The following is an 18,216-nucleotide window of genomic DNA, read 5'->3' on the forward strand; positions in this document are numbered from 1 at the left end:
ATTTATATTATAAATCGTAATGAATCTAGATAAACTTGAGTAAGCTTGATGAACTAGAACGGCGGTTTATGAATATTAATGAGATTGAGGCATTTTTACTTGCAATATTTTCTATATCAACTTTCGGAATTGGAAAACTAATTTATAGCATTATAAAAGGATGTCCACTTTATTATTCATTATTTGCGGTATTATTTACTTTAATAGCCGCAACAATAGCAGTGGTACCACACGAATTCGCTCACAGACAAGTAGCTAGAAAATACGGTTGTTTTTCTAGATTTACCTTAAGTTTCTCTGGGTTTTTAGCTACTTCAATAATTAATTTATTTGGGTTAGCAATAGTTTTCTTTTCTGGGTACACCTTAATTTCATGTAACTTCTTCAGAACTAACAAAAAATTAGATGGTATAACCGCTACCGCAGGTCCAGCTACAAACTTAGTCATCTCTGCTATATTTTATATTCTAGCATCGTTATTCTTACCATCGTTAGCAGGTATATTATTCTTTTATATAGCAATGTTTAACTCTGCAGTTGCATTCTTTAATTTATTACCTTTCTGGGTTTTAGACGGAATGAAAATTATGAGATGGAACGTAAAAATATGGGCAGCCATGATAGCAGTATCTTTAGTATTAATGTATTTAACTGGTGTATTATGAGAGAGACTTTAATATTAGCTTTTTTAGTAGTTCTAGGTTACGTAATAGGATTATTAACTAGCATATACTTCCCTTCCATTTTTATCTATTTAATCCAAGTAAATTATTTAGTCTTTAAAGGCGATTATATTTCGCTTTTAACTTCGATATTTGTTACAAATAGCCTACTTGATGCAGGATTTAATACTATAGCTCTTCTAGTAATCTATTCCTTATTTGGTTCTAAGGCTGGCAAAATGGAGTATATAGTATTCTTTTTCTCTGGACTTTTAGGAAATATCTTTAGTCTCTTCCTATTTCCTCCAAATACTGCTTCTGCAGGAGCCTCTGGAGGAATATTTGGAATACTCTCCTTTTATATAATTTATGATATGCTAAAAGATAGAAAATTCGATTTATATGAGTTTCTTATATTAGTAATAGTTTTTGTTCTAAGTGATATATTACCTAATGTGGATTACTTTGCACATATAGGAGGAATCTTAGGAGGAGTAATATTAGCTTTTATTGCCAGTTGGCTTAAAAGAGATGGAGAAGGAAGATACACATTATGAATTTAATAGAAGAAATTTTAATGATAATTGGAACTATTATGCTGCCTTATGGGTTATACGATATAGCTAAAGGTGAGGGAGACAAGCAAGTGAAAATTCTCCTTATAGCAATTTCGCTAACATTATTTATTGTAGAATTCCTATTAGTAAGGTAATGACGAGAATAGTAATATCTGGGACTCCAGGAGTAGGAAAAACTGCTGTAAGTAAATTACTTTCATCAAAATTTTCTTTGGAGTATTTTCACGTCTCATCCTTTATTATTCAAAACAAACTTTACGAGTCTTATGATCCCTTACGCAATACTTATAATATTGATGATGAAAAAGTTGCGAAGGTTATTAATTCTTATTTAAGTAGCAAAAAAGATGTAGTAATTGAAACTATTTATCCATCACTTATAGATTATGCAGACAAAGTAATAATCTTAAGAAAATACCCCCTTGTACTTTATGAGGAATTAAAAAGAAGAGGATGGAATGAGATAAAAGTAGCAGAAAACGTAGAGGCTGAAATATTAGGTGTAATTCTCCAAGAAGCAATTGATTGGTTTAAAGATAAAAGACCTTGCCAGATAAATACTACTAATAGAACTGCGGAAGAAGTTGTAAATAGAATAATGAATGACTCATGCGAGGAAATAGATTGGTTATCGGATGAAAAAGTTCAAGATCTTCTTTTCACTTTAGATAAGGTTATTAGTCTTACAGAGAATAAATAATGGATGAGTTCAAATCCTTTCAGATTACAGCAACCTCAAAGGCAACCTAGAGATCTAAGAAAAGTTCAACCCCAAATTCAAGGTGCTGATTTAAAAATTCAGATGAGAATGAAAAATGTAAAATATAAGATTGCAGTATTAAGCGGAAAAGGAGGAGTAGGGAAATCCTTCGTATCGTCAAATTTATCAATGGCCTTAGCTGCTGCAGGAAAGAAAGTAGGAATAGTAGATGTAGATTTTCATGGTCCATCTGTTCCTAAGATGTTAGGTGTTAGAGGGCAAGTTTTAACTGCAGATGATGAAGGAATAATTCCAGTTAATGGACCTTTTGGCATTAAAGTAGTTTCAATAGATTTTCTATTACCTAAAGACGATACGCCAGTAGTTTGGAGGGGTGCTATAAAGCACACTGCTATAAAGCAGTTTCTAGGAGATGTAAAGTGGGGTGAGTTAGATTATTTAATTATAGATATGCCTCCTGGAACTGGAGACGAGGCGTTATCTGTAGCTCAATTAGTTCCAAATTTAACTGGATTCATTATAGTCACCATACCTTCAGAAGTATCAACTCTTGCAGTAAGTAAATCAGTAAATTTTGCAAAGACAGTTAATGCAAAAATTTTAGGTGTAATAGAGAACATGAGTTACTTTATATGTCCTGCTGATAATAAACCGTACTATATTTTCGGTGAAGGAAAAGGAAAGAAGATGGCTGAAGATATGGGAGTAGAATTATTAGGTCAAGTTCCATTAGATCCTAAAATTGCCGAGGCTAACGATTTAGGAGAGCCGTTTTTCTTAAAATATCCTGACTCTCCTGCGTCTAAAGAATTCCTCTCCATAGCTGATAAAGTAATGAAAATTGTAGAGTCAAATACTAAATAAAAACTTTTTCCTCTCATAGTTAGGAATTTTTTTGACTTTTCCTTCTCTAACCATTTTAGCTAAAACTTCCCTAAACTGTAATGGCGTAAAATCTATATTTTCTTGAATTAATTCATTTCTTATTTCTTCTGAGGTTTTTGCTCCATTTTTTAATATCTCGAGGATTTTTTCCTCTAGTTTGGTATTATCCATGAGATAATATTGGATATACTTTTATAAAAAATTAGGTGTGATATTACATAAAACTTTAAAAAGAATAAAAACTTAAAGTTATAATGGTGAAACTTAAATGAGTATCGAAATTAGCGAAAAAAGTATCATATTGAGAAGATTTCTAATGGTAGCTTACGGTTTATCTGAGGCAGATGTAGATGCATTCATGAAAATTGTTAACAGTAAAGAAGGAAAAGATGTAGATGCAATATCGTCAGAGCTAGGCATTAGTAAAAGCAGAGCAAGTTTAATACTTAAGAAACTTGCTGATGCAGGATTAATAGAAAAGCAAAAAAGCAATGGTAGTAAAGGCGGAAGGCCAAAGTATATGTATTTTGTTAACAAGAACGAGGTAATAGAAAAACTTGTTAAAAGAGCAGAAGACGTGTGTAAAGATTTAAGTGAAATTATAAGAGGCTTATGACACCTTCGTAAATCATGTATAATCCAAAAGCTAGAAGAATTATAAACGAGAAAATTTTCACATATTTTGCATATTTGTTTCCTAATCTATTTATGAAAGTAGTAAATGCGAAGATCCATATTATTATTCCTCCAAAGAATGGCAATATAATTGAAATTCCGAATTCATTTATCATAAATAAGCCTACTGTAATCCACCAACTTATTTGGTAAGGATTAGTAATTCCCATAATTAGCCCCGTAAAGTAATTTCCCTTTTTACTTCTATTACTTACCTTAGCCTTTAATGTTGCATATGATAAGAATATCATTAGTCCTCCACCTATAAAATAAAACACGACAAGAAGATTTTCAGGAATGAATTTTCTTACCTCAAAGGTTATCAAAAAGAAAATAAAGTCGGCAGTCATGGCTCCAAATCCTACACTACTGCCATGTAATTTGGATCTTAAGGATTCATTAGCCATTATTGCATTAATTGGGCCAGGAGGGGCTGCCATTGATAAACCTAATAAAACTCCTAGAAGGTAGGAAAACACATGAAATGATAAAACTTTCTCTATATAAATTTTTGCCTTCAATTCTTTCAGAGTTCTATCAGAATATTCTTAGATTCTGGAAAAAATTTAAAAACGATAATGGAAACGGAAGCATATGCAAGAGGAGGAATTAAAAGAGAAGATTAAAAAGATGTATGAAGATGGGAAAACCATAAGAGAAATAGCTAAAGAATTAAATATGAGTTACAGTAAAGTAAGAAAAATTCTAATCTTAGAAGGCGTTCAATTTAGAGGTAAACTAAAGCAAGAGTTAGTTAATAAAGTTATAGAGCTCGCAAAACAAGGTTATAGTGCAAATAGAATCAGTAAAGAAATGAGACTCAATTCTAATACTGTCTTAAGGATTCTTAGAAAGAATAATCTAGTAAAGACTAAGAGAAAATTATCAAAGGAAGACATAGAGAAAATTAAATTAATGTATGAAAGCGGAAGTTCAATTTATAAAATTGCGAAAGAACTAAAAATATCTACAAATTTAGTGGTATATCATTTAAAGAAATTAAATATTTATAAACCTCAAACCTATTCATGAATCTTATTCCACATTTCCTTAGCTAATTTTCCTTCATATTTAAACGTATTCACTAATTCCTTAGCTTCTTCCCTCTTAGCTCTATGTTCTTCTAAGAATTTATTCAGCTTATCAATAAGAATTTGCTTAAGTTCTCCAGTAAGCATTTTACCGCTACGATAATCTTCTTCTATTTTCTTTATCTTATTATCATCCTCTTCAAAGAACATATATAACCATTGAAATGACACATCTATTTCAGGATTTCCTCCATATTTTCTGTGAAGCTCTACAGTTGGCTGACCACCAGAGAATGCGTATTTCATGATCTTTCTTTCTACAGTTTTTGGATCATCAGTTAAGTAAATTGCGCTTTCTGGAATGGAAGAACTCATTTTACCCTCCGGTCCTGTTAATGGAGGAAGGAATTTACTATGAATTTGTGCTGCTTTATAATATCCAAGGCTTTCTGCAATATCCCTCTGTAATCTCCAATAAGGATCTTGATCTATTCCTGCAGGGATTAGACATCTCTTTTTCTCAAACATTGTTGGAGCTATTTGCAATGCAGGATAGAATATTATTCCTATATTTGATGAATTTTCTAGACCAAAAGTTGCTTTGACTTCGGAGAAAGTTAACTTTTTAGCTATTTTTGTTGCCAAAGGATACATATTTCTGATGTACTCAGTATCTTGGAAAATGAAAGTTCTGTCTGGATCAAAACCTACAGCTATTATATCCAGGATATTATCATAAGCAAATTGTCTAGTTTGCTCTAAGGTAAGTTCTGGATTTCTCATGAACTTTTCATCATCTGTTATCTCTATATAAAGATTGACCTTAAATTTCTCTTGTAACCACTTGGTAAAAATAAAAGGTATTAGATGACCAATGTGCATACCGAGAGAAGGAGCTCTACCAGTATAAAGGAAGAACCCTTTACCTTCTTCATAGTCTTTTAGAACTAAATCAAGATCTCTATGAGAAAAGAACACGTCTCTCCTTAACATTACATGTAAGTCTCCGGTAATTTTCTTTATTCTTTCCTTTAATTCTGGCGTTATTTTCTGGGTTCCAAACTGTACAATAAGTTTGTCATAATCGACCTTTCCTTTTACTTCCCAAGGAGTTACGGAAAAGTTAGAAGACACGAAAAAATGTAAAAATATTAAAAAATAAGCTTATGCTTTCTGTGAGATTGTGGAAGAAGATACTGGCAATTCGGGGAAGTTCTCTTTCATCTTTTGTTCAGCTACTGCAGCTGCTTCTTCTAATATCTTCCTTGCTTCCGCAGTGGGTGCGGCAGATATTCCAGATGCTCCAGTAAAGTCTCCAGCTTCAATTACAACTTCCTGTAATCCCTCTCCAAGTTCTCCCAGTTCAACTGATAATTCGGGCATTACACCTCTTATTACGTTCCTTAGTTCATGTATTACTCCAACAACAGGAACTAAATTAACGAATACGTCTCCTAACTCACTTACTGTCTCTAACCTTAATTCAACCTGCTCTAAAGCTATCTGAGTCATTATTAATTGCTTAGTTATTTTCCTAACTTCTGCTACTTCATTTGCATACATTGCTGCTCTTGCAGTATCCTTAGCCATTTGAGCTTCAACAACTCTCTCAAATAAAGTCTTATCTCTTTCCTGCATTCTCGAAATATAAGCGTCGAGCCTGCTAATCATTGAGCTGATTTGATAGTGAGCTTGAACTAATTTGTATTTGAGTGGCTCCTTAGGTTTAAATGCACCTTTAATTCCTGAAACTATTCCGTTCTTCTCTTCTGGTCCTGCCCAATATTTTTGGAAATCTTTTCCAAGCATTCTAATCTAATTATTCTCGGTTAATACTATATAAAGGAGAGAACTCGGTCTTATTAACTTAAAAATCAAAATGACAAATAATGATGTCATCTGCTGAAGACCCAGACGTGGATATACTTAATAAAAACGGTTTAGTTAATGTATATGTAGACCTTAGAGGAAAGGAAATAAACACTAAAAGGTTACTAGTAAGAGCTGACAATTCTCATGTATATATTTATGATCCGGATTCTAATTCTATAGTGAAAATTATATATGTAAATGATTTAATAGACCCTTCCACTCTTTCAGTCTCAGAGAAAAATGGAATAATTAATATTTCACTTAAGAAGACATAAATAATGTGGCAACAGAAGAACTTTATCTAAAAGATTCTTATATAAAAGAATTTGAGGCAAAAGTTACTAAGGTTAATGGAAATGAGGTAATATTGGATAAAACAGCTTTTTATCCAGGCGGAGGAGGTTTAGAAAATGATGTAGGAAAGCTAATAAAAAATAACGGTGAAGTACTCAACGTAAAAGAAGTGAAAAGACAAGGAGATGATATAGTTCACATAATAGAAGGAGGAGAATTAAGGGAGGGGGATAACGTTAAAGGAGTAATAGACTGGGATAGAAGGTATAAAATGATGAGATTACATACCGCATCTCACGTTATGGCTGCAGTAGCGTACTCTCAATTTAACGCGTTAATTACTGGAGGGCATATTTCTCCAGAGTACGCAAAGGATGATTTTAATTTAGAGAATAAGGATTTAATCCCTCAAATAGTCGAGAAGGCTAACGAGATTCTTTCAAAAGGCATAGAAGTTAAAGTATATTTCTTACCTAGAGAAGAAGCTTTAAAAATTCCTGGAATAGTAAAGCTCGCTGAAAGAAATCCTCCTAGTATACCTATTTGGAGAATAGTAGAAATACCCGGAATAGATATACAAGCTGACGGAGGTCCTCACGTTAAAAACACTTCAGAAGTAGGAAAGATACGCATTATAAAAATAGAGAATAGAGGTAAAAATAGGAAAAGAGTTTACTATACCGTGGAAAGTTAAGCCCAAACGTATTTTAAGCTAGTTATGAACCTTACGGCAAAGCCTGAAACAATTCCTATAAAGTTAATTACTGCAAGGAACAATGACTGCGCCTTTATGTAAGAGAAGAATAGAAAGAGCAGAATTTCAGATATATTTGAAAAATGAAGAAACGCTACCAGCAATAGAATAACTGTAATGTATTGCACTATTCCACCACTAAAAGACGATACATGAAATTTAAGTAATCTCTTAATAAAACTTCCCACTCTTCTATCCTTAAAAGTCCAAATGTCATTTAGTACAAAATTAAATATTATTGAAAGCTCGATAGCTAACCCTAAGGAAAAGAAAATAGGCATACTGTGTGCGCTAAGAAGGAAAACTCCTTCATTAACTAAAGTTCCTAAGCCTCCAACTATCATGAACTTTAATAATCTTAGATCCACGACTTATACTTCTCTATTAAAATATTATAAATCTTATCCCATTAAATTGTGTACTTTCTAAACTGGTGGCATTAAATTGATGAATTAGATAAAAATTCATCAATTTCATTAACTAGCTCTTGATAATCTTTTCTCAAAGAAATTCTACCATAAAATTCATTTAAGCCTACAAAGTTAGAGCAATCCCTAATTAAGAATCCCTTACTCCTAAGATATGAGTTAATGAATCTAACATTAATTGGAAATCTTACTAGAACATAGGGCGCAAATGATTTATATATTGTAACTCTTTTTCTCTCCTCTCTAATTCTAAAGTTTTCCAAGAGGGAGGTCACAAGATCTCTACTTTTTCTAAAGAAATCCTTAATTTCCTTAGGATTTGCGTTGGATAATACATAATAAGCAATAGAATTAATCCTCCAAGGAGGAGAATTCTTTTCGAGTTCTTTACTTCTTTTTCCTATAGTAAATCCAATCCTTAAGCCAGGGATTGACAGTGATTTGGTAAAAGTTGAAACTATTAGAAGATTATCATAGTCCTTTACAAATTTCTTAGCGGAATCTACAAGACTTATGTCTGCGAAAGATTCGTCAACTACTAAATCCTTTCCTTCTTCTAGGAATTCCTCAATTTCCTTAAGGTCTATTTTTGCACCAGTAGGATTATTAGGATTACTTATTATGACTTTATTGCCTTGTAGGCGGTAAATAAAATAATTTTCTCTTTCTTCCGCAAAATAAATATAGCTCCTTTTATATTCAACATAATTAGGCTCTGGGACAACCCTAGGTTCTAGTAAATTTATAACCTCACTAGCCCCGTTAAATACTCCTATATATTCTTCATCAACGTCATAAATCTCAGCAATATTTTCTCTCAGTTTCTCGTAGTTGTCAGGATAATAAAGATAAACTTTTTCCTTTATTGCTTCATTAATCAACTCTTCAATAAAATCAGGGTAAATAGGATTGAGATTAACGCTGAAATCCCTTAACTTTTCTGGCCTTCCGTTTATCCACCTAACTCCTCCGTGTTTCATTAACTCCTCTCCCTAAAAAACGTTTCAATAACGTTTCTCTCGGCTCTTCTTAAAATTTCTGATAGATTTGAAACACTCATATTTAGCTTTTCCGCTAATTCCTTAATTCTGATCTTCTTAGGATAATCAAAATAACCAGCCTCAAAAGCTATCTTTAAAATTTGTTCTTGCCTTGCAGTTAATACATCCTCTGATTTTACCTTAATTACCTTAACAACCTTGACTTCTATATGATGCTCGACAAAATCCCTCAACATTTTCTTTAATTCAGTATAATCTGAAAGAATTACTGTCCAATATATTCCGTCGTTAGTAGCAGTACCATTCATTATAATATAGTTAGACAATATGCGTTCTATTGGTTCATTAACTATTATAGTTCCTAGGTATTTGAATTTGGAAACTCTAGAAAGGTTCCACTTAAGCTTTTTTGCATCCTCTTCTTTTCCTTTAAATTCTATTAAAAGCCTTGCTCCATTAGTGGAAGGTTTTATATCCAATACTGACAATGAATTTCTAGAATAGTCAATCCCCTTAGACCAGTCCTCGTGATTTACCTTAAAACTTACGTATAGCATCTCGAAAATCTTCGGGGTAAAAGAAATAAGTTTTTCTGGAAAATGATAAGTTAAAGTCAGAAAGTTTTAAATATTTCAGCTTACTAATTATATCTCGCTCCGGTAGTATAGCCCGGTCAAGTATGCAGGCCTCTCAAGCCTGTGGCCCGGGTTCAAATCCCGGCCGGAGCACTGTATATAAATTATTATTGTAAGTTGCATATTATTTTAAAATATTAATAAAAATCTTATTTTTATTGTTGATAATCTATTATCTTGGCAAATTTTACTTAGTTATTTATTCTCTTTCTTCTTTGATGAGATTTTATGGGCTTCTTCCTTTACTTTATCTCCTGCTTTATTTGCACTATTTTCTACGGATTTTGCTGTATCTTTAATTTTATCTTTTACACTTTTTGTCATACTTACATATATAGTTTTTCTAATATATAACTTTTTGGATATGTGGTCTTAAATTGTTAATGATTAAAAACTAACTTAATATACCATTTATCATTTCTTTTAATAGCATATATTTATATGTAATTTTTTGTCAATATATACTATTAATCTTCAGATTTATTATAACCGATAAAGTCTAAACTTTTTATGATTTTGTAAATTTAAAGATGAATAATTTTTTTAACTCCATATTAGTTATATTTTTAGGTATGAATTTAAATTCTCATATTTTGCTTGGAATAGCTGTAGGAATTGCCTTTTTTCATAGTCCTGAAATAGCTATTCTCATAGGTATCGGGGCCGCATTACCCGATCTAGATAGGGAATATATACTTACTAATAAATTGAGCCTTGCGAAACATCAATTACATAGAGCACTTTTCATAATGTATTTTTTGCCTTGTTAGTATACCTTATCAATATCTTGGAATTGGAGTAATTACTCATATATTATTGGATATGCTTACTTCGCCTGCTGATAGAGGCGTAGAGATACTGTTTCCATTGGGTCGGTTAATTAAAGATTTTCACTTAGATTACGATGGGATTATAAAAAATAAGAATGGCTTATTATGGTATATTGAAGATCCGATAAGAATAATTAAAATTACGTCAGATAAGGATCTTATACCTTCTTTCACTAAATCTCCATGGATAAGAGTTTATGGCCCTTTTAAGAATAGTAGAATAGCAGATTGGACTATTTTCTATTCCTCCATAATATTTTTGGTTCTTTTTAATATAGATGATCTTCAAAAATTTGTAATTCAATTGACTAGTTCAGTAATACTTCATTATCCACTTATTTTTGGAATAACATTATTTTATTCTGGAGGAGAAATATGGAGAAGAAAATTCCAAAGAAGTGGAAAATATAGGAGCATAATAGCTCTAGTCATGATTATAGGAGTAGCATTTCTATTATATGGAATCGTAATTTCCATTCATGTATTAGCTTTTTCTGAATATTCATTAAAACTAGGAGTAACTAGCTTAATTTCTACAATGCTCGGATTTGTTCTAGCATATATTCATGTAATAAAAAGGCATAAATTAGCAATAATGTAAATTTAAGTATATTAAAAGTAACCATACAATTAATATTTTATTAGTTTCCTTTACTTAGTGTTCGATACAATCTTTATTGTAGGCTTTATTTTTATTAGTTTTAAATTTTCTCTAATATATTCTATATTTTTGAGCTTGTACAATAATTTATCTATATTTTTAAAAGACATATCTTTATTTTCTCTAATTTCTATTGATTAAAATAATTAATTTATCATATAAACTATAAAAAGTTTTTAGATTATCTACTTAATTATGTTTATTCTTTCAGATAATCGACGTGTATACATGATTATTAATTAAATATTATTCAAAGTAGGGTGAAATCTTTGTATATCATAAGAGATTGCTAAATAAAAGTTAAATATAACTTATATAAATAAAAGTTTTTTCCTTATATTCCATTATTAATAGATTTATTTAATTATAATACAGATTTAGCTTGATAAGCCATGCTAAAAAGAAGATTAGTTGAAAGTTTCCTAATCATGGCAATATTAGTTGGAGTAGCCTCAAGTGCCTATTTATTGTCCCAGACTCATCCAACTACTGCACAGCCTAACTATCTTAAAGACGCGCAATGGGTTCCTCCATCTGCAGTGAAGCCTGGAGAATGGGTTAAGGTAACTAATCAAGATTTCGCTCCAGTAAATAAGACAGAGGTATTCTTAGATGGATGGATAGGTTGCCACGTAGCAGCTATGGATTCATGGCTAATATTTTATGTTCTATCTCATTATGGTTTTAATTTTACATATGAATTTCATACTTCAGATCCTTATAGAACTCCGCCTAATGTTCCAGGGTTAATATTTGAAGGATATAAGGCTCCAAAGAATTCACCAATAATTTTCGATTGGATCTATATGTATAATCAATATTTAAATGAAGCTTTATTGCCTACTCCACAACCTATGAATTACAGTATAAGTAACACTATTGCAATATATTATGGATTAATGGAACTTAAGGAATTTGCGCCCCAATGGGTTTACAATATTGCAGTAACTTATAACGTACCTATAGTTGGCCAATATAAATCACCACCTCACGTAGTCACGATGTTAATAGTCACTGGACCTAATGGGACATGGCTATTGCTAGGTCCTTCATATCCTCCAAGTGCTATAGATAAATTGACTCCAGAAGAGGTAATGGAAGAGTTAATAACACAAAGTAATCCTGAGCTAATGAAGGCCATCTATCAGTTTTGGCAAATACTGAATGAGTCAATGGGCAAACCTTCAGTTGCAGTCTCTGTCTGCGTCCAAGCTGAGGAAATAACCAGTTACTTACACGGTTTCGGATTTACAACTTATTACTATCCCTGCAATTATCCTAAGGAGGCTACTGGACCATCGTGTTGGATTATGTATGCAAACAGTGAATGTAGAAATCCAGTTTTCTCTGGTGATCTTAATACATCTTGGATATATCAACAAATGAATGCCTTCCAATATGGAAACATAACTGCTTGGGAAGAGGATATTAAGCTTTTAGGCTCTGAATTTGGCTCTGGTTATGAGCAGGCAGCTGGAGACGCCGTAGGTCCGTCATTTGCTAATGGAATAGTATATGTAGGTTCAGATAGTGGACAATTATATGCTATAAATGCATATACTGGGAAGGCAGTATGGATCTTAACTACTCCAGCAGCAGTAATAATGTCAGAGCCAGTAGTTTATCATGGTTTAGTTTACGTAGGTCTTGGTCCGGCAACATTTACCTATGAACAAGGTAAGCTAAACGCCTATGGAGGAGGCCATAGAGGTTTATATACTGGATTAACCGGGTTATTAGCAGTTAATGCGTCTACTGGCGTACCTAAGTGGTTATTCTTAACAAAATCTCAAGCAATGCCTACTCCAGTAGCATATAACGGTATGGTAATATTTGATGATGGAGATGGAAACGTTTACGCATTAAATGCACCTAATGGCCAGTTAATTTGGAATTATTCATATGATGGTAGTGCTAACATGGCAAGCTTAAATCTCTATATAGGTAAAGGATATGCATTAGTAATAACTGCATTTTCTCCAGGATATCCAGTTAATATGTCTGCTATAATTGCATTATACGCAAATAATGGAACTCCTGCATACATAATTAAGGTGCCTTTTGCTTATGGATCTTCTGTAGGAGATGCAGTACCGGCAATTTATGGTTGCTATTTAGTTGACAGCTTTATGGGATATCCAATATACCATGGAGTATACTTAAATCAAATATATGTTAGACAAGTACTATTAGTAGCAAACGTAACTAACGGTAAAATAATATATGTAGAGAATATAACAGGATATGGTCATCCTGGAGATGACAATAACGGATTTAGTCCATTAGTGTATAATGGCATAATTTATGTTCCTTCGCACATTAATAGAACAGTAGCTGCTTTCAATCTATCCACTGGAAAATTAATATGGGTCTCACCAAAACTTTATCATGCGTCGCTAGCTGATCAGCCAGTATACTATGATGGTTATATAATAGTTCCAGACTTCGATCACATAGCAGTACTTAACGCTACTACCGGTCAATTAGTTAATAAGTACTACGTAGGTGTAGATTTAGGTAAAGACCAGCCAGTGATTGTAGGAAATGATTTAATAGATTCGTCAATATTTGGATATATTATAGCAGTTCCACTATGTCTAGTTCTATAAGTAAGCTTCTTTTTTAATTTTAGGCAATTTTTTAACCAAGCATATTTACAATATAGTATGGGAGTATTTAAAAAAGAAAAAATATATCCTGGTCAACATAATTTACAAACAATAATTCAAGAATTTACTCAATATCTACAAAACGATGGTTGGAAAGTTCAACAAAAGACGGAAGGTAATATAGCAATAATACAAGCTCAAAAAGGTGGTATACTTAGAGATATATTCGCAGCAGATAGAGCTTTACAGTTTTCCTTTGAACAGACACCAGAAGGACTAAAAGTAACTGTCGGAATAGGCAAATGGGTTCAGAACTTAGCAGTTACTGCAGTTGAGGCAATAATCTATTTGCCGTTATTGGCAGTTGATATTCCAGAAATGCTTTGGACGCAACATGTTGAGTCAAAGCTAATGAAGGAATTAGATAGAATAGTTTCTTCTACATAATTTTATTATTTTTTGTAGTATAGTGTGTTCTTATGAAAGGTTTAATAGCCGGTTTAATAATAGTAGTAATTATTTTAGCCATTGTCTACTATTTGTATACTGAAGGATATTTTTATTCTGTAGATATTAATGGCGTATACGTTACTATAGACTCAAATTTTCTTGGAATAAAGAACTCGTTACATGTATCATACTCTAATACAACGATTTCTGCACACGGAGATCAAGATATTACTCTAAAAATTTATTTGTATAACAATAATCCATTACTCTCGGTGAAAGTTACTAACGTTAGCGTTTCTCATCCTTTTACTTTAATTTCTGCGACTCCAGTACCTTCTGAAATATCTCCACATAGCAATGAAACCTTATGTATAGTAATTAAAACTCCTATGTGTAATTATGCAGGGGCCGTAGATATTATAATCTGTGCTACTGAAGGATGAAAAATAAGGTTATTTACTTAGGTATTTTTCTCTTAAGTATTTTATGAAGTACTCAGGATTGTATGCATCTCCAAATGATCTAGTTAAGAGAACTTTAGGAGGATATATTGCTCCATATTTATGAATTTTTTCTCTTAAATACTCTTTGATTTCATTAAATTTCCTTTCTCTAACTTTTTCTAGAACATTAAACTTTGCGTATATCATGCCTGCAATTATGTTACCTAATGTGTAAGTAGGGAAATAACCAAAACTTCCTCCACTCCAGTGTACATCTTGTAACACACCTTCAGCATCGTTTTTAGGTCTTATTCCTAAGTACTTTTCACTTAAGTCGTTCCACAAAGGTGGTATTTCGTCAACTTTTAGTTCTCCTGCAATTAGCCTTTTTTCTATTTCATACCTAATTGCTATGTGTAGGTTATAGGTAACTTCGTCTGCATCTACTCTTATTAAACTTGGCCTTACTACGTTAAAGTATTTATAAATTTCTTCTTCATCGTATTTTAAGTCAAGGAACCTCTTTAATAATGGGTAAATGATTCCTACGAATTCTCTACTTCTACCTATTATATTTTCCCAAAATCTTGATTGAGATTCGTGCACTCCCATTGAAACTCCTTGTCCTACTGGAGTCATTTCCAAGCTTGGATCTATCTGCAGCTCATATATTGCGTGTCCGCTCTCGTGTATTACTGAAAACATAGTAGCTCTGAAGTCTTTTCCTTCATATCTAGTTGTTATCCTAACGTCGTCTGCAGAAATTCTTTGTGTAAATGGATGGGGCGAAATATCAATTCTAAATTTACTTCTAGGCATTTCTAGAATATTTATTATCTCATCATTTACTTTTTTCATTACTTCTACATCATAAGTCATATCTTCTAGCGGATGATGTGTAGGATAATAACCAGAGGACAAGATTTTCTCCAATATGGTCTTTAATTCTGGTAATAATGAAGAAAATACTTTGTCAGCATCATCAACTGTAAAACCTTCTTCATAAAGGTCTAATAGTGCATTATAAGGGTGTTTCTCGTAACCTAAGCTTTCGGCAATCTTTCTTTTTAGATCCACAATTTTTTCTAAATATGGTTTAAATATTGAGAAAATTGATTCATTTCTTGCTTTTGACCAGGCTATGAAAGCTTCAGAAGTTAGCCTAGCTAATTCTTCGTCAATCTCCTTGGGTACCGCTCTATAATATTTTATTTCTCTCCGTAATACGCGTATAATTCCTCTTTCTTTATCGTCAAGCTTACTCTCATCTATTCTATCCACTTTTTCCGCAAGTTTCATTATTTCATTCCTTCTTAGTGTAATGAGCTGTGCTGTTGCTTCTCCTCTATATTTTGATCCTTCTTGCGGCATGTATGTTTCAAGATCCCAACCCATTAATGCTAAAGCGTGACCTAATGCCCAAGCTTTTTTGTATTCTTCTAAAATATCTTCAAGCATAAATTAAGTAGCAAAGCAAGGTATAAAAATGCTAGTTTTTCTTTCAGTTTATGGAAAATGCTATTGTAGTCGTTGTAGGAGCAGATAAGCCTGGAATAGTTGCAGGAATTTCGTCTAAACTTGCTGAAGAGAATGTGAATATAGTTGATATTTCACAGACAGTATTAAGAGGAATATTTGCAATGATAATGCTTGTAGATATATCAAAGAGTAAAGTTCCCTTGTCGGAACTTAGAAAGGAGTTGCAACAAAAGGGAAAAGAACTTAATGTTGAAGTCCTAGTTTATCACGAGGAAGTTTTTAAATACATGGAGAGGATATAAAATGAAATATTCTGCAGACGAAATAATTGAAGTTGTGAGAATGCTAAGCGAAGAAGACCTAGACATAAGGTCGGCTACGTTAAGTGTAAATACTTTACCCCTAATTTCTGACGACGTTAATAAAACTCTGGAAAAATTTAATTCTCTTAATCCTATCTTAGAAAAATTTTCATATTCTGTGGATAAAGTGAGCGAAAAATATGGGGTAAAAATAGTTACAAAAAGAGTAGCAGTTTCTCCTGTACAGTATTTTCTAGAGGTACTTGCAGAAAGCGACGGGATAAAAATAGGCGAAAAACTTGAAGAGCTTGCAGAGAAAAATGGAATAGATTATATAAGCGGTTACTCAGCATTTGCTGATAGAGGATTTACTAAAGGCTCTTTATCTGTCATAAATACTCTGGCAGAAGTTATGAACTCTACAAGAAGGTTAACTGGAATGATAAATGCAGCATCAACTTTCTCAGGATTAAATTCAGATGCTGTAAAGAAGTTCGTTGATCAAATTTTTAGTATGAAACCTGAGGCATCTTCTAGGGTCTCAATACTATCTAACGTTCCGCCTGATAGCCCTTTTGTTCCATCTGCTCATCACGGCATTGGAATGCCAGACATGATGATAAACGTTGCCGTAAGCGGGCCAGGAGTAATTGAAAATGCAATAAAGAGAAGTTCTCCTTCTTCGCTAGAGGAGTTGCACGACGTAATAAAGAGGTCTGCGTTTAAAATAAGCAGGCTTGGGGAATTAATAGGTAAGGCAGTCTCCAAGGAGATTGGAGTACCTTTCGGCTCTGTAGATCTTTCCCTAGCTCCATCCCCTAAGGTTGGTGATAGCGTTGCTGGAATAATTGAAGCAATGGGTATAGAAAAGATTGGAGGACATGGAAGTTTGTCAGCGTTAGCGATTTTAATGGACGCGATAAAAAAAGGTGGCTCAATGGCAACTTCCCACGTAGGAGGGTTAAGCTCAGCGTTTATTCCAGTTAGTGAAGATTCTATTATGGCTGAGAGAGCACTAGAAGGTTATGTTGACTTCTTTACATTACTTGCTTTATCTTCTGTTTGTAATAGTGGTATTGATATGGTAGGGGTCAGTAAAAAGCAAGGAAAGGATAAAGTTATTGGATTAATTATGGATGTACTTTCTTTAGGTATAACTTTAAATAAGATTCTTGGGGTTAGAGTAATTCCAGTAGATAGCGAGCCTGGGACTGTGATTGATTTAGGAGGACTTCTAGGGAAAGTTGTAGTAATGAGGCTAAAGGATGTAAGTGTTGAAAGATTTACTTCGCTTAATGGATTTATACCGAATACGATAAAAAGGTTAGAAGCTGGTTAGAAATATTTAATTATCATAAATACAAAGGTATTAACGATGAGGAGTATAAAAATTTCAATACCAGTATCGCTAGTTACCTGGTGGCTTCCTTTAGTTGGCGGAGCAATAATAGGTTTTATTTCAGGCACAATTGAAAGGAAGATAGCCTCGGCTATAATTAGTGTAGGAATTACTTCGGCTATAGCCTCGACGTTTTACATTTTACTTGGTTTTAAAGTACTTTATGTTCCGCTTTTGGGCAATCTCTTGCCAGTAATCTTAGTAATTTCCTCAGTAGTTAATTCTGCCTTAGCAGTTTTTGTAGCATATTTTATATCAACTAAAATGATAAGGTCAACTTTTGAAGGCAACAATGCTAAGATAGAATTTTATGCAAGGGATCAGGACGAAATAAACGAGAAACTAAATGAAATTGCTACGCAATGTAGTGAGCCTACTTATTCTTTTCATAGTGAGAATGAGGTAGAAGTTACTAGACGTTGTGAAGGGTTCACAATGAGGTACATTATAAGGAAAGAAGGCAAGTTATTCAAAGTTACACTCTTCATAAACGGTGATCAATAAAGT

General features: G+C 32.8%; 25 protein-coding genes and 1 tRNA gene. 17 read left to right on the top strand and 9 right to left on the bottom strand.

From position 1 onward, the window contains the following. Positions 1-35 precede the first annotated feature (35 nt). Genes D1866_RS12730 through D1866_RS12745 form a run of 5 tightly spaced genes read left to right on the top strand, consistent with a single transcriptional unit; the run spans position 36 to position 2,825 of the window. Positions 36-665: a site-2 protease family protein gene (locus D1866_RS12730; RefSeq protein WP_231136335.1), complete on the top strand. Its 630-nt coding sequence runs from the start codon at positions 36-38 to the stop codon at positions 663-665. Continuing rightward, positions 662-1,219: a rhomboid family intramembrane serine protease gene (locus D1866_RS12735; protein WP_170254120.1), complete on the top strand. Its 558-nt coding sequence runs from the start codon at positions 662-664 to the stop codon at positions 1,217-1,219. Before D1866_RS12730 ends, D1866_RS12735 begins: the two co-directional genes overlap by 4 nt. After that, entirely contained in the window at positions 1,216-1,374 is a 159-nt protein-coding gene (locus tag D1866_RS13165) for a hypothetical protein (RefSeq protein WP_013775771.1), read from the top strand. The genes D1866_RS12735 and D1866_RS13165 overlap by 4 nt, the downstream gene beginning before the upstream one ends. Continuing rightward, positions 1,374-1,940, top strand: coding sequence for an adenylate kinase family protein (locus tag D1866_RS12740; protein ID WP_152940385.1), 567 nt, complete (start codon positions 1,374-1,376; stop codon positions 1,938-1,940). The genes D1866_RS13165 and D1866_RS12740 overlap by 1 nt, the downstream gene beginning before the upstream one ends. Positions 1,941-1,943: 3 nt before the next feature. Then, positions 1,944-2,825 carry an Mrp/NBP35 family ATP-binding protein gene (locus tag D1866_RS12745; RefSeq protein WP_152940387.1) on the top strand — a complete coding sequence of 294 codons (882 nt, stop codon included), beginning with the start codon at positions 1,944-1,946 and terminating at the stop codon, positions 2,823-2,825. On the opposite strand, the gene D1866_RS12750 is transcribed toward D1866_RS12745, so the two are convergent. Next, entirely contained in the window at positions 2,811-3,017 is a 207-nt protein-coding gene (locus tag D1866_RS12750) for a hypothetical protein (protein WP_013775774.1), read from the bottom strand. The genes D1866_RS12745 and D1866_RS12750 overlap by 15 nt on opposite strands. A 97-nt stretch (positions 3,018-3,114) precedes the next feature. On the opposite strand from D1866_RS12750, the gene D1866_RS12755 reads away from it, so the two are divergent. Then, a complete protein-coding gene (locus tag D1866_RS12755) occupies positions 3,115-3,462 on the top strand; it encodes a helix-turn-helix domain-containing protein (protein WP_048054592.1) in 348 nt (115 codons plus the stop codon). On the opposite strand, the gene D1866_RS12760 is transcribed toward D1866_RS12755, so the two are convergent. Continuing rightward, the gene (locus tag D1866_RS12760) at positions 3,446-3,961 is read right to left on the bottom strand and encodes a lysine transporter LysE (RefSeq protein ID WP_048054904.1); all 516 of its coding nucleotides are present in this window, start codon (positions 3,959-3,961) and stop codon (positions 3,446-3,448) included. The genes D1866_RS12755 and D1866_RS12760 overlap by 17 nt on opposite strands. Positions 3,962-4,115: 154 nt before the next feature. On the opposite strand from D1866_RS12760, the gene cbp1 reads away from it, so the two are divergent. Next, positions 4,116-4,553 (top strand): CRISPR DNA repeat-binding protein Cbp1, encoded by a 438-nt coding sequence (cbp1, locus tag D1866_RS12765; RefSeq protein ID WP_152940389.1) that lies wholly within the window; start codon positions 4,116-4,118, stop codon positions 4,551-4,553. Here cbp1 and D1866_RS12770 read toward each other — a convergent pair. Continuing rightward, the gene (locus D1866_RS12770; protein ID WP_155861196.1) at positions 4,544-5,686 is read right to left on the bottom strand and encodes a tryptophan--tRNA ligase; all 1,143 of its coding nucleotides are present in this window, start codon (positions 5,684-5,686) and stop codon (positions 4,544-4,546) included. The genes cbp1 and D1866_RS12770 overlap by 10 nt on opposite strands. A 30-nt stretch (positions 5,687-5,716) precedes the next feature. Continuing rightward, entirely contained in the window at positions 5,717-6,361 is a 645-nt protein-coding gene (gene cdvB1/B2 / locus D1866_RS12775) for a cell division protein CdvB1/B2 (protein ID WP_152940391.1), read from the bottom strand. 80 nt (positions 6,362-6,441) lie between these two features. Between cdvB1/B2 and D1866_RS12780 the strand changes: the two genes are divergently transcribed. Then, complete coding sequence (locus D1866_RS12780) at positions 6,442-6,699, top strand: hypothetical protein (protein WP_152940393.1); 258 nt, start codon at positions 6,442-6,444, stop codon at positions 6,697-6,699. A 5-nt stretch (positions 6,700-6,704) separates the two neighbouring features. Next, a complete protein-coding gene (gene alaXM / locus D1866_RS12785; RefSeq protein ID WP_155861197.1) occupies positions 6,705-7,412 on the top strand; it encodes an alanyl-tRNA editing protein AlaXM in 708 nt (235 codons plus the stop codon). Here the strand turns inward: alaXM and D1866_RS12790 are convergent. The 3 genes from D1866_RS12790 to D1866_RS12800 form a co-directional block, all read right to left on the bottom strand. Next, positions 7,409-7,816 (bottom strand): GtrA family protein, encoded by a 408-nt coding sequence (locus D1866_RS12790; protein WP_152941387.1) that lies wholly within the window; start codon positions 7,814-7,816, stop codon positions 7,409-7,411. The genes alaXM and D1866_RS12790 overlap by 4 nt on opposite strands. A 95-nt stretch (positions 7,817-7,911) precedes the next feature. Then, a complete protein-coding gene (locus D1866_RS12795; RefSeq protein WP_152940395.1) occupies positions 7,912-8,880 on the bottom strand; it encodes an aminotransferase class I/II-fold pyridoxal phosphate-dependent enzyme in 969 nt (322 codons plus the stop codon). Next, a complete protein-coding gene (locus D1866_RS12800) occupies positions 8,880-9,458 on the bottom strand; it encodes a helix-turn-helix domain-containing protein (RefSeq protein WP_152940397.1) in 579 nt (192 codons plus the stop codon). Before D1866_RS12800 ends, D1866_RS12795 begins: the two co-directional genes overlap by 1 nt. Positions 9,459-9,554: 96 nt before the next feature. Between D1866_RS12800 and D1866_RS12805 the strand changes: the two genes are divergently transcribed. Beyond that, positions 9,555-9,629 (top strand) — tRNA-Glu (locus D1866_RS12805). 102 nt (positions 9,630-9,731) lie between these two features. On the opposite strand, the gene D1866_RS13720 is transcribed toward D1866_RS12805, so the two are convergent. Further along, positions 9,732-9,860 carry a hypothetical protein gene (locus D1866_RS13720; protein ID WP_269199633.1) on the bottom strand — a complete coding sequence of 43 codons (129 nt, stop codon included), beginning with the start codon at positions 9,858-9,860 and terminating at the stop codon, positions 9,732-9,734. A gap of 498 nt (positions 9,861-10,358) precedes the next feature. Here D1866_RS13720 and D1866_RS12810 point away from each other — a divergent pair, with 498 nt between their 5' ends. The 4 genes from D1866_RS12810 to D1866_RS12825 all read left to right on the top strand — a co-directional run bounded on the left by D1866_RS12810 (position 10,359) and on the right by D1866_RS12825 (position 14,529). Next, positions 10,359-10,967 carry a metal-dependent hydrolase gene (locus tag D1866_RS12810; RefSeq protein WP_231136338.1) on the top strand — a complete coding sequence of 203 codons (609 nt, stop codon included), beginning with the start codon at positions 10,359-10,361 and terminating at the stop codon, positions 10,965-10,967. Positions 10,968-11,419: 452 nt separating this feature from the next. Further along, positions 11,420-13,636, top strand: a complete 2,217-nt coding sequence (locus tag D1866_RS12815) for a DUF929 family protein (protein ID WP_152940399.1) — start codon at positions 11,420-11,422, stop codon at positions 13,634-13,636. 57 nt (positions 13,637-13,693) lie between these two features. Then, positions 13,694-14,083: a hypothetical protein gene (locus D1866_RS12820; RefSeq protein ID WP_152940401.1), complete on the top strand. Its 390-nt coding sequence runs from the start codon at positions 13,694-13,696 to the stop codon at positions 14,081-14,083. 32 nt (positions 14,084-14,115) lie between these two features. After that, complete coding sequence (locus D1866_RS12825; protein WP_152940403.1) at positions 14,116-14,529, top strand: hypothetical protein; 414 nt, start codon at positions 14,116-14,118, stop codon at positions 14,527-14,529. Positions 14,530-14,538: 9 nt separating this feature from the next. Here the strand turns inward: D1866_RS12825 and D1866_RS12830 are convergent, their stop codons facing one another. Continuing rightward, positions 14,539-15,987, bottom strand: coding sequence for a carboxypeptidase M32 (locus D1866_RS12830; RefSeq protein WP_152940405.1), 1,449 nt, complete (start codon positions 15,985-15,987; stop codon positions 14,539-14,541). A 50-nt stretch (positions 15,988-16,037) separates the two neighbouring features. On the opposite strand from D1866_RS12830, the gene D1866_RS12835 reads away from it, so the two are divergent. From D1866_RS12835 to D1866_RS12845, 3 genes are read left to right on the top strand one after another with little or no spacing between them, the layout of a single operon-like run. Then, the gene (locus tag D1866_RS12835; protein ID WP_013775794.1) at positions 16,038-16,310 is read left to right on the top strand and encodes an ACT domain-containing protein; all 273 of its coding nucleotides are present in this window, start codon (positions 16,038-16,040) and stop codon (positions 16,308-16,310) included. Between the two features lies 1 nt (position 16,311). Further along, positions 16,312-17,649 (top strand): DUF711 family protein, encoded by a 1,338-nt coding sequence (locus D1866_RS12840; protein WP_152940407.1) that lies wholly within the window; start codon positions 16,312-16,314, stop codon positions 17,647-17,649. 36 nt (positions 17,650-17,685) lie between these two features. Continuing rightward, positions 17,686-18,213, top strand: coding sequence for a hypothetical protein (locus tag D1866_RS12845; RefSeq protein WP_013775796.1), 528 nt, complete (start codon positions 17,686-17,688; stop codon positions 18,211-18,213). The last annotated feature ends 3 nt before the right edge of the window (positions 18,214-18,216 follow it).

Source organism: Acidianus ambivalens, from assembly GCF_009729015.1.
Taxonomy (GTDB): domain Archaea; phylum Thermoproteota; class Thermoprotei_A; order Sulfolobales; family Sulfolobaceae; genus Acidianus; species Acidianus ambivalens.

What these genes read in the sequence shown, in the direction of transcription:
- D1866_RS12735 (WP_170254120.1), top strand. Translation starts at nt 662, where the DNA reads ATGAGAGAGACTTTAATATTAGCTTTTTTAGTAGTTCTAGGTTACGTA.
- D1866_RS13165 (WP_013775771.1), top strand. Translation starts at nt 1,216, where the DNA reads ATGAATTTAATAGAAGAAATTTTAATGATAATTGGAACTATTATGCTG.
- D1866_RS12740 (WP_152940385.1), top strand. Translation starts at nt 1,374, where the DNA reads ATGACGAGAATAGTAATATCTGGGACTCCAGGAGTAGGAAAAACTGCT.
- D1866_RS12745 (WP_152940387.1), top strand. Translation starts at nt 1,944, where the DNA reads ATGAGTTCAAATCCTTTCAGATTACAGCAACCTCAAAGGCAACCTAGA.
- D1866_RS12750 (WP_013775774.1), bottom strand. Translation starts at nt 3,017, where the DNA reads ATGGATAATACCAAACTAGAGGAAAAAATCCTCGAGATATTAAAAAAT.
- D1866_RS12755 (WP_048054592.1), top strand. Translation starts at nt 3,115, where the DNA reads ATGAGTATCGAAATTAGCGAAAAAAGTATCATATTGAGAAGATTTCTA.
- D1866_RS12760 (WP_048054904.1), bottom strand. Translation starts at nt 3,961, where the DNA reads ATGGCAGCCCCTCCTGGCCCAATTAATGCAATAATGGCTAATGAATCC.
- cbp1 (WP_152940389.1), top strand. Translation starts at nt 4,116, where the DNA reads ATGCAAGAGGAGGAATTAAAAGAGAAGATTAAAAAGATGTATGAAGAT.
- cdvB1/B2 (WP_152940391.1), bottom strand. Translation starts at nt 6,361, where the DNA reads ATGCTTGGAAAAGATTTCCAAAAATATTGGGCAGGACCAGAAGAGAAG.
- D1866_RS12780 (WP_152940393.1), top strand. Translation starts at nt 6,442, where the DNA reads ATGATGTCATCTGCTGAAGACCCAGACGTGGATATACTTAATAAAAAC.
- D1866_RS12790 (WP_152941387.1), bottom strand. Translation starts at nt 7,816, where the DNA reads ATGATAGTTGGAGGCTTAGGAACTTTAGTTAATGAAGGAGTTTTCCTT.
- D1866_RS12795 (WP_152940395.1), bottom strand. Translation starts at nt 8,880, where the DNA reads ATGAAACACGGAGGAGTTAGGTGGATAAACGGAAGGCCAGAAAAGTTA.
- D1866_RS12800 (WP_152940397.1), bottom strand. Translation starts at nt 9,458, where the DNA reads ATGCTATACGTAAGTTTTAAGGTAAATCACGAGGACTGGTCTAAGGGG.
- D1866_RS13720 (WP_269199633.1), bottom strand. Translation starts at nt 9,860, where the DNA reads ATGACAAAAAGTGTAAAAGATAAAATTAAAGATACAGCAAAATCCGTA.
- D1866_RS12810 (WP_231136338.1), top strand. Translation starts at nt 10,359, where the DNA reads ATGCTTACTTCGCCTGCTGATAGAGGCGTAGAGATACTGTTTCCATTG.
- D1866_RS12815 (WP_152940399.1), top strand. Translation starts at nt 11,420, where the DNA reads ATGCTAAAAAGAAGATTAGTTGAAAGTTTCCTAATCATGGCAATATTA.
- D1866_RS12820 (WP_152940401.1), top strand. Translation starts at nt 13,694, where the DNA reads ATGGGAGTATTTAAAAAAGAAAAAATATATCCTGGTCAACATAATTTA.
- D1866_RS12825 (WP_152940403.1), top strand. Translation starts at nt 14,116, where the DNA reads ATGAAAGGTTTAATAGCCGGTTTAATAATAGTAGTAATTATTTTAGCC.
- D1866_RS12830 (WP_152940405.1), bottom strand. Translation starts at nt 15,987, where the DNA reads ATGCTTGAAGATATTTTAGAAGAATACAAAAAAGCTTGGGCATTAGGT.
- D1866_RS12835 (WP_013775794.1), top strand. Translation starts at nt 16,038, where the DNA reads ATGGAAAATGCTATTGTAGTCGTTGTAGGAGCAGATAAGCCTGGAATA.
- D1866_RS12840 (WP_152940407.1), top strand. Translation starts at nt 16,312, where the DNA reads ATGAAATATTCTGCAGACGAAATAATTGAAGTTGTGAGAATGCTAAGC.
- D1866_RS12845 (WP_013775796.1), top strand. Translation starts at nt 17,686, where the DNA reads ATGAGGAGTATAAAAATTTCAATACCAGTATCGCTAGTTACCTGGTGG.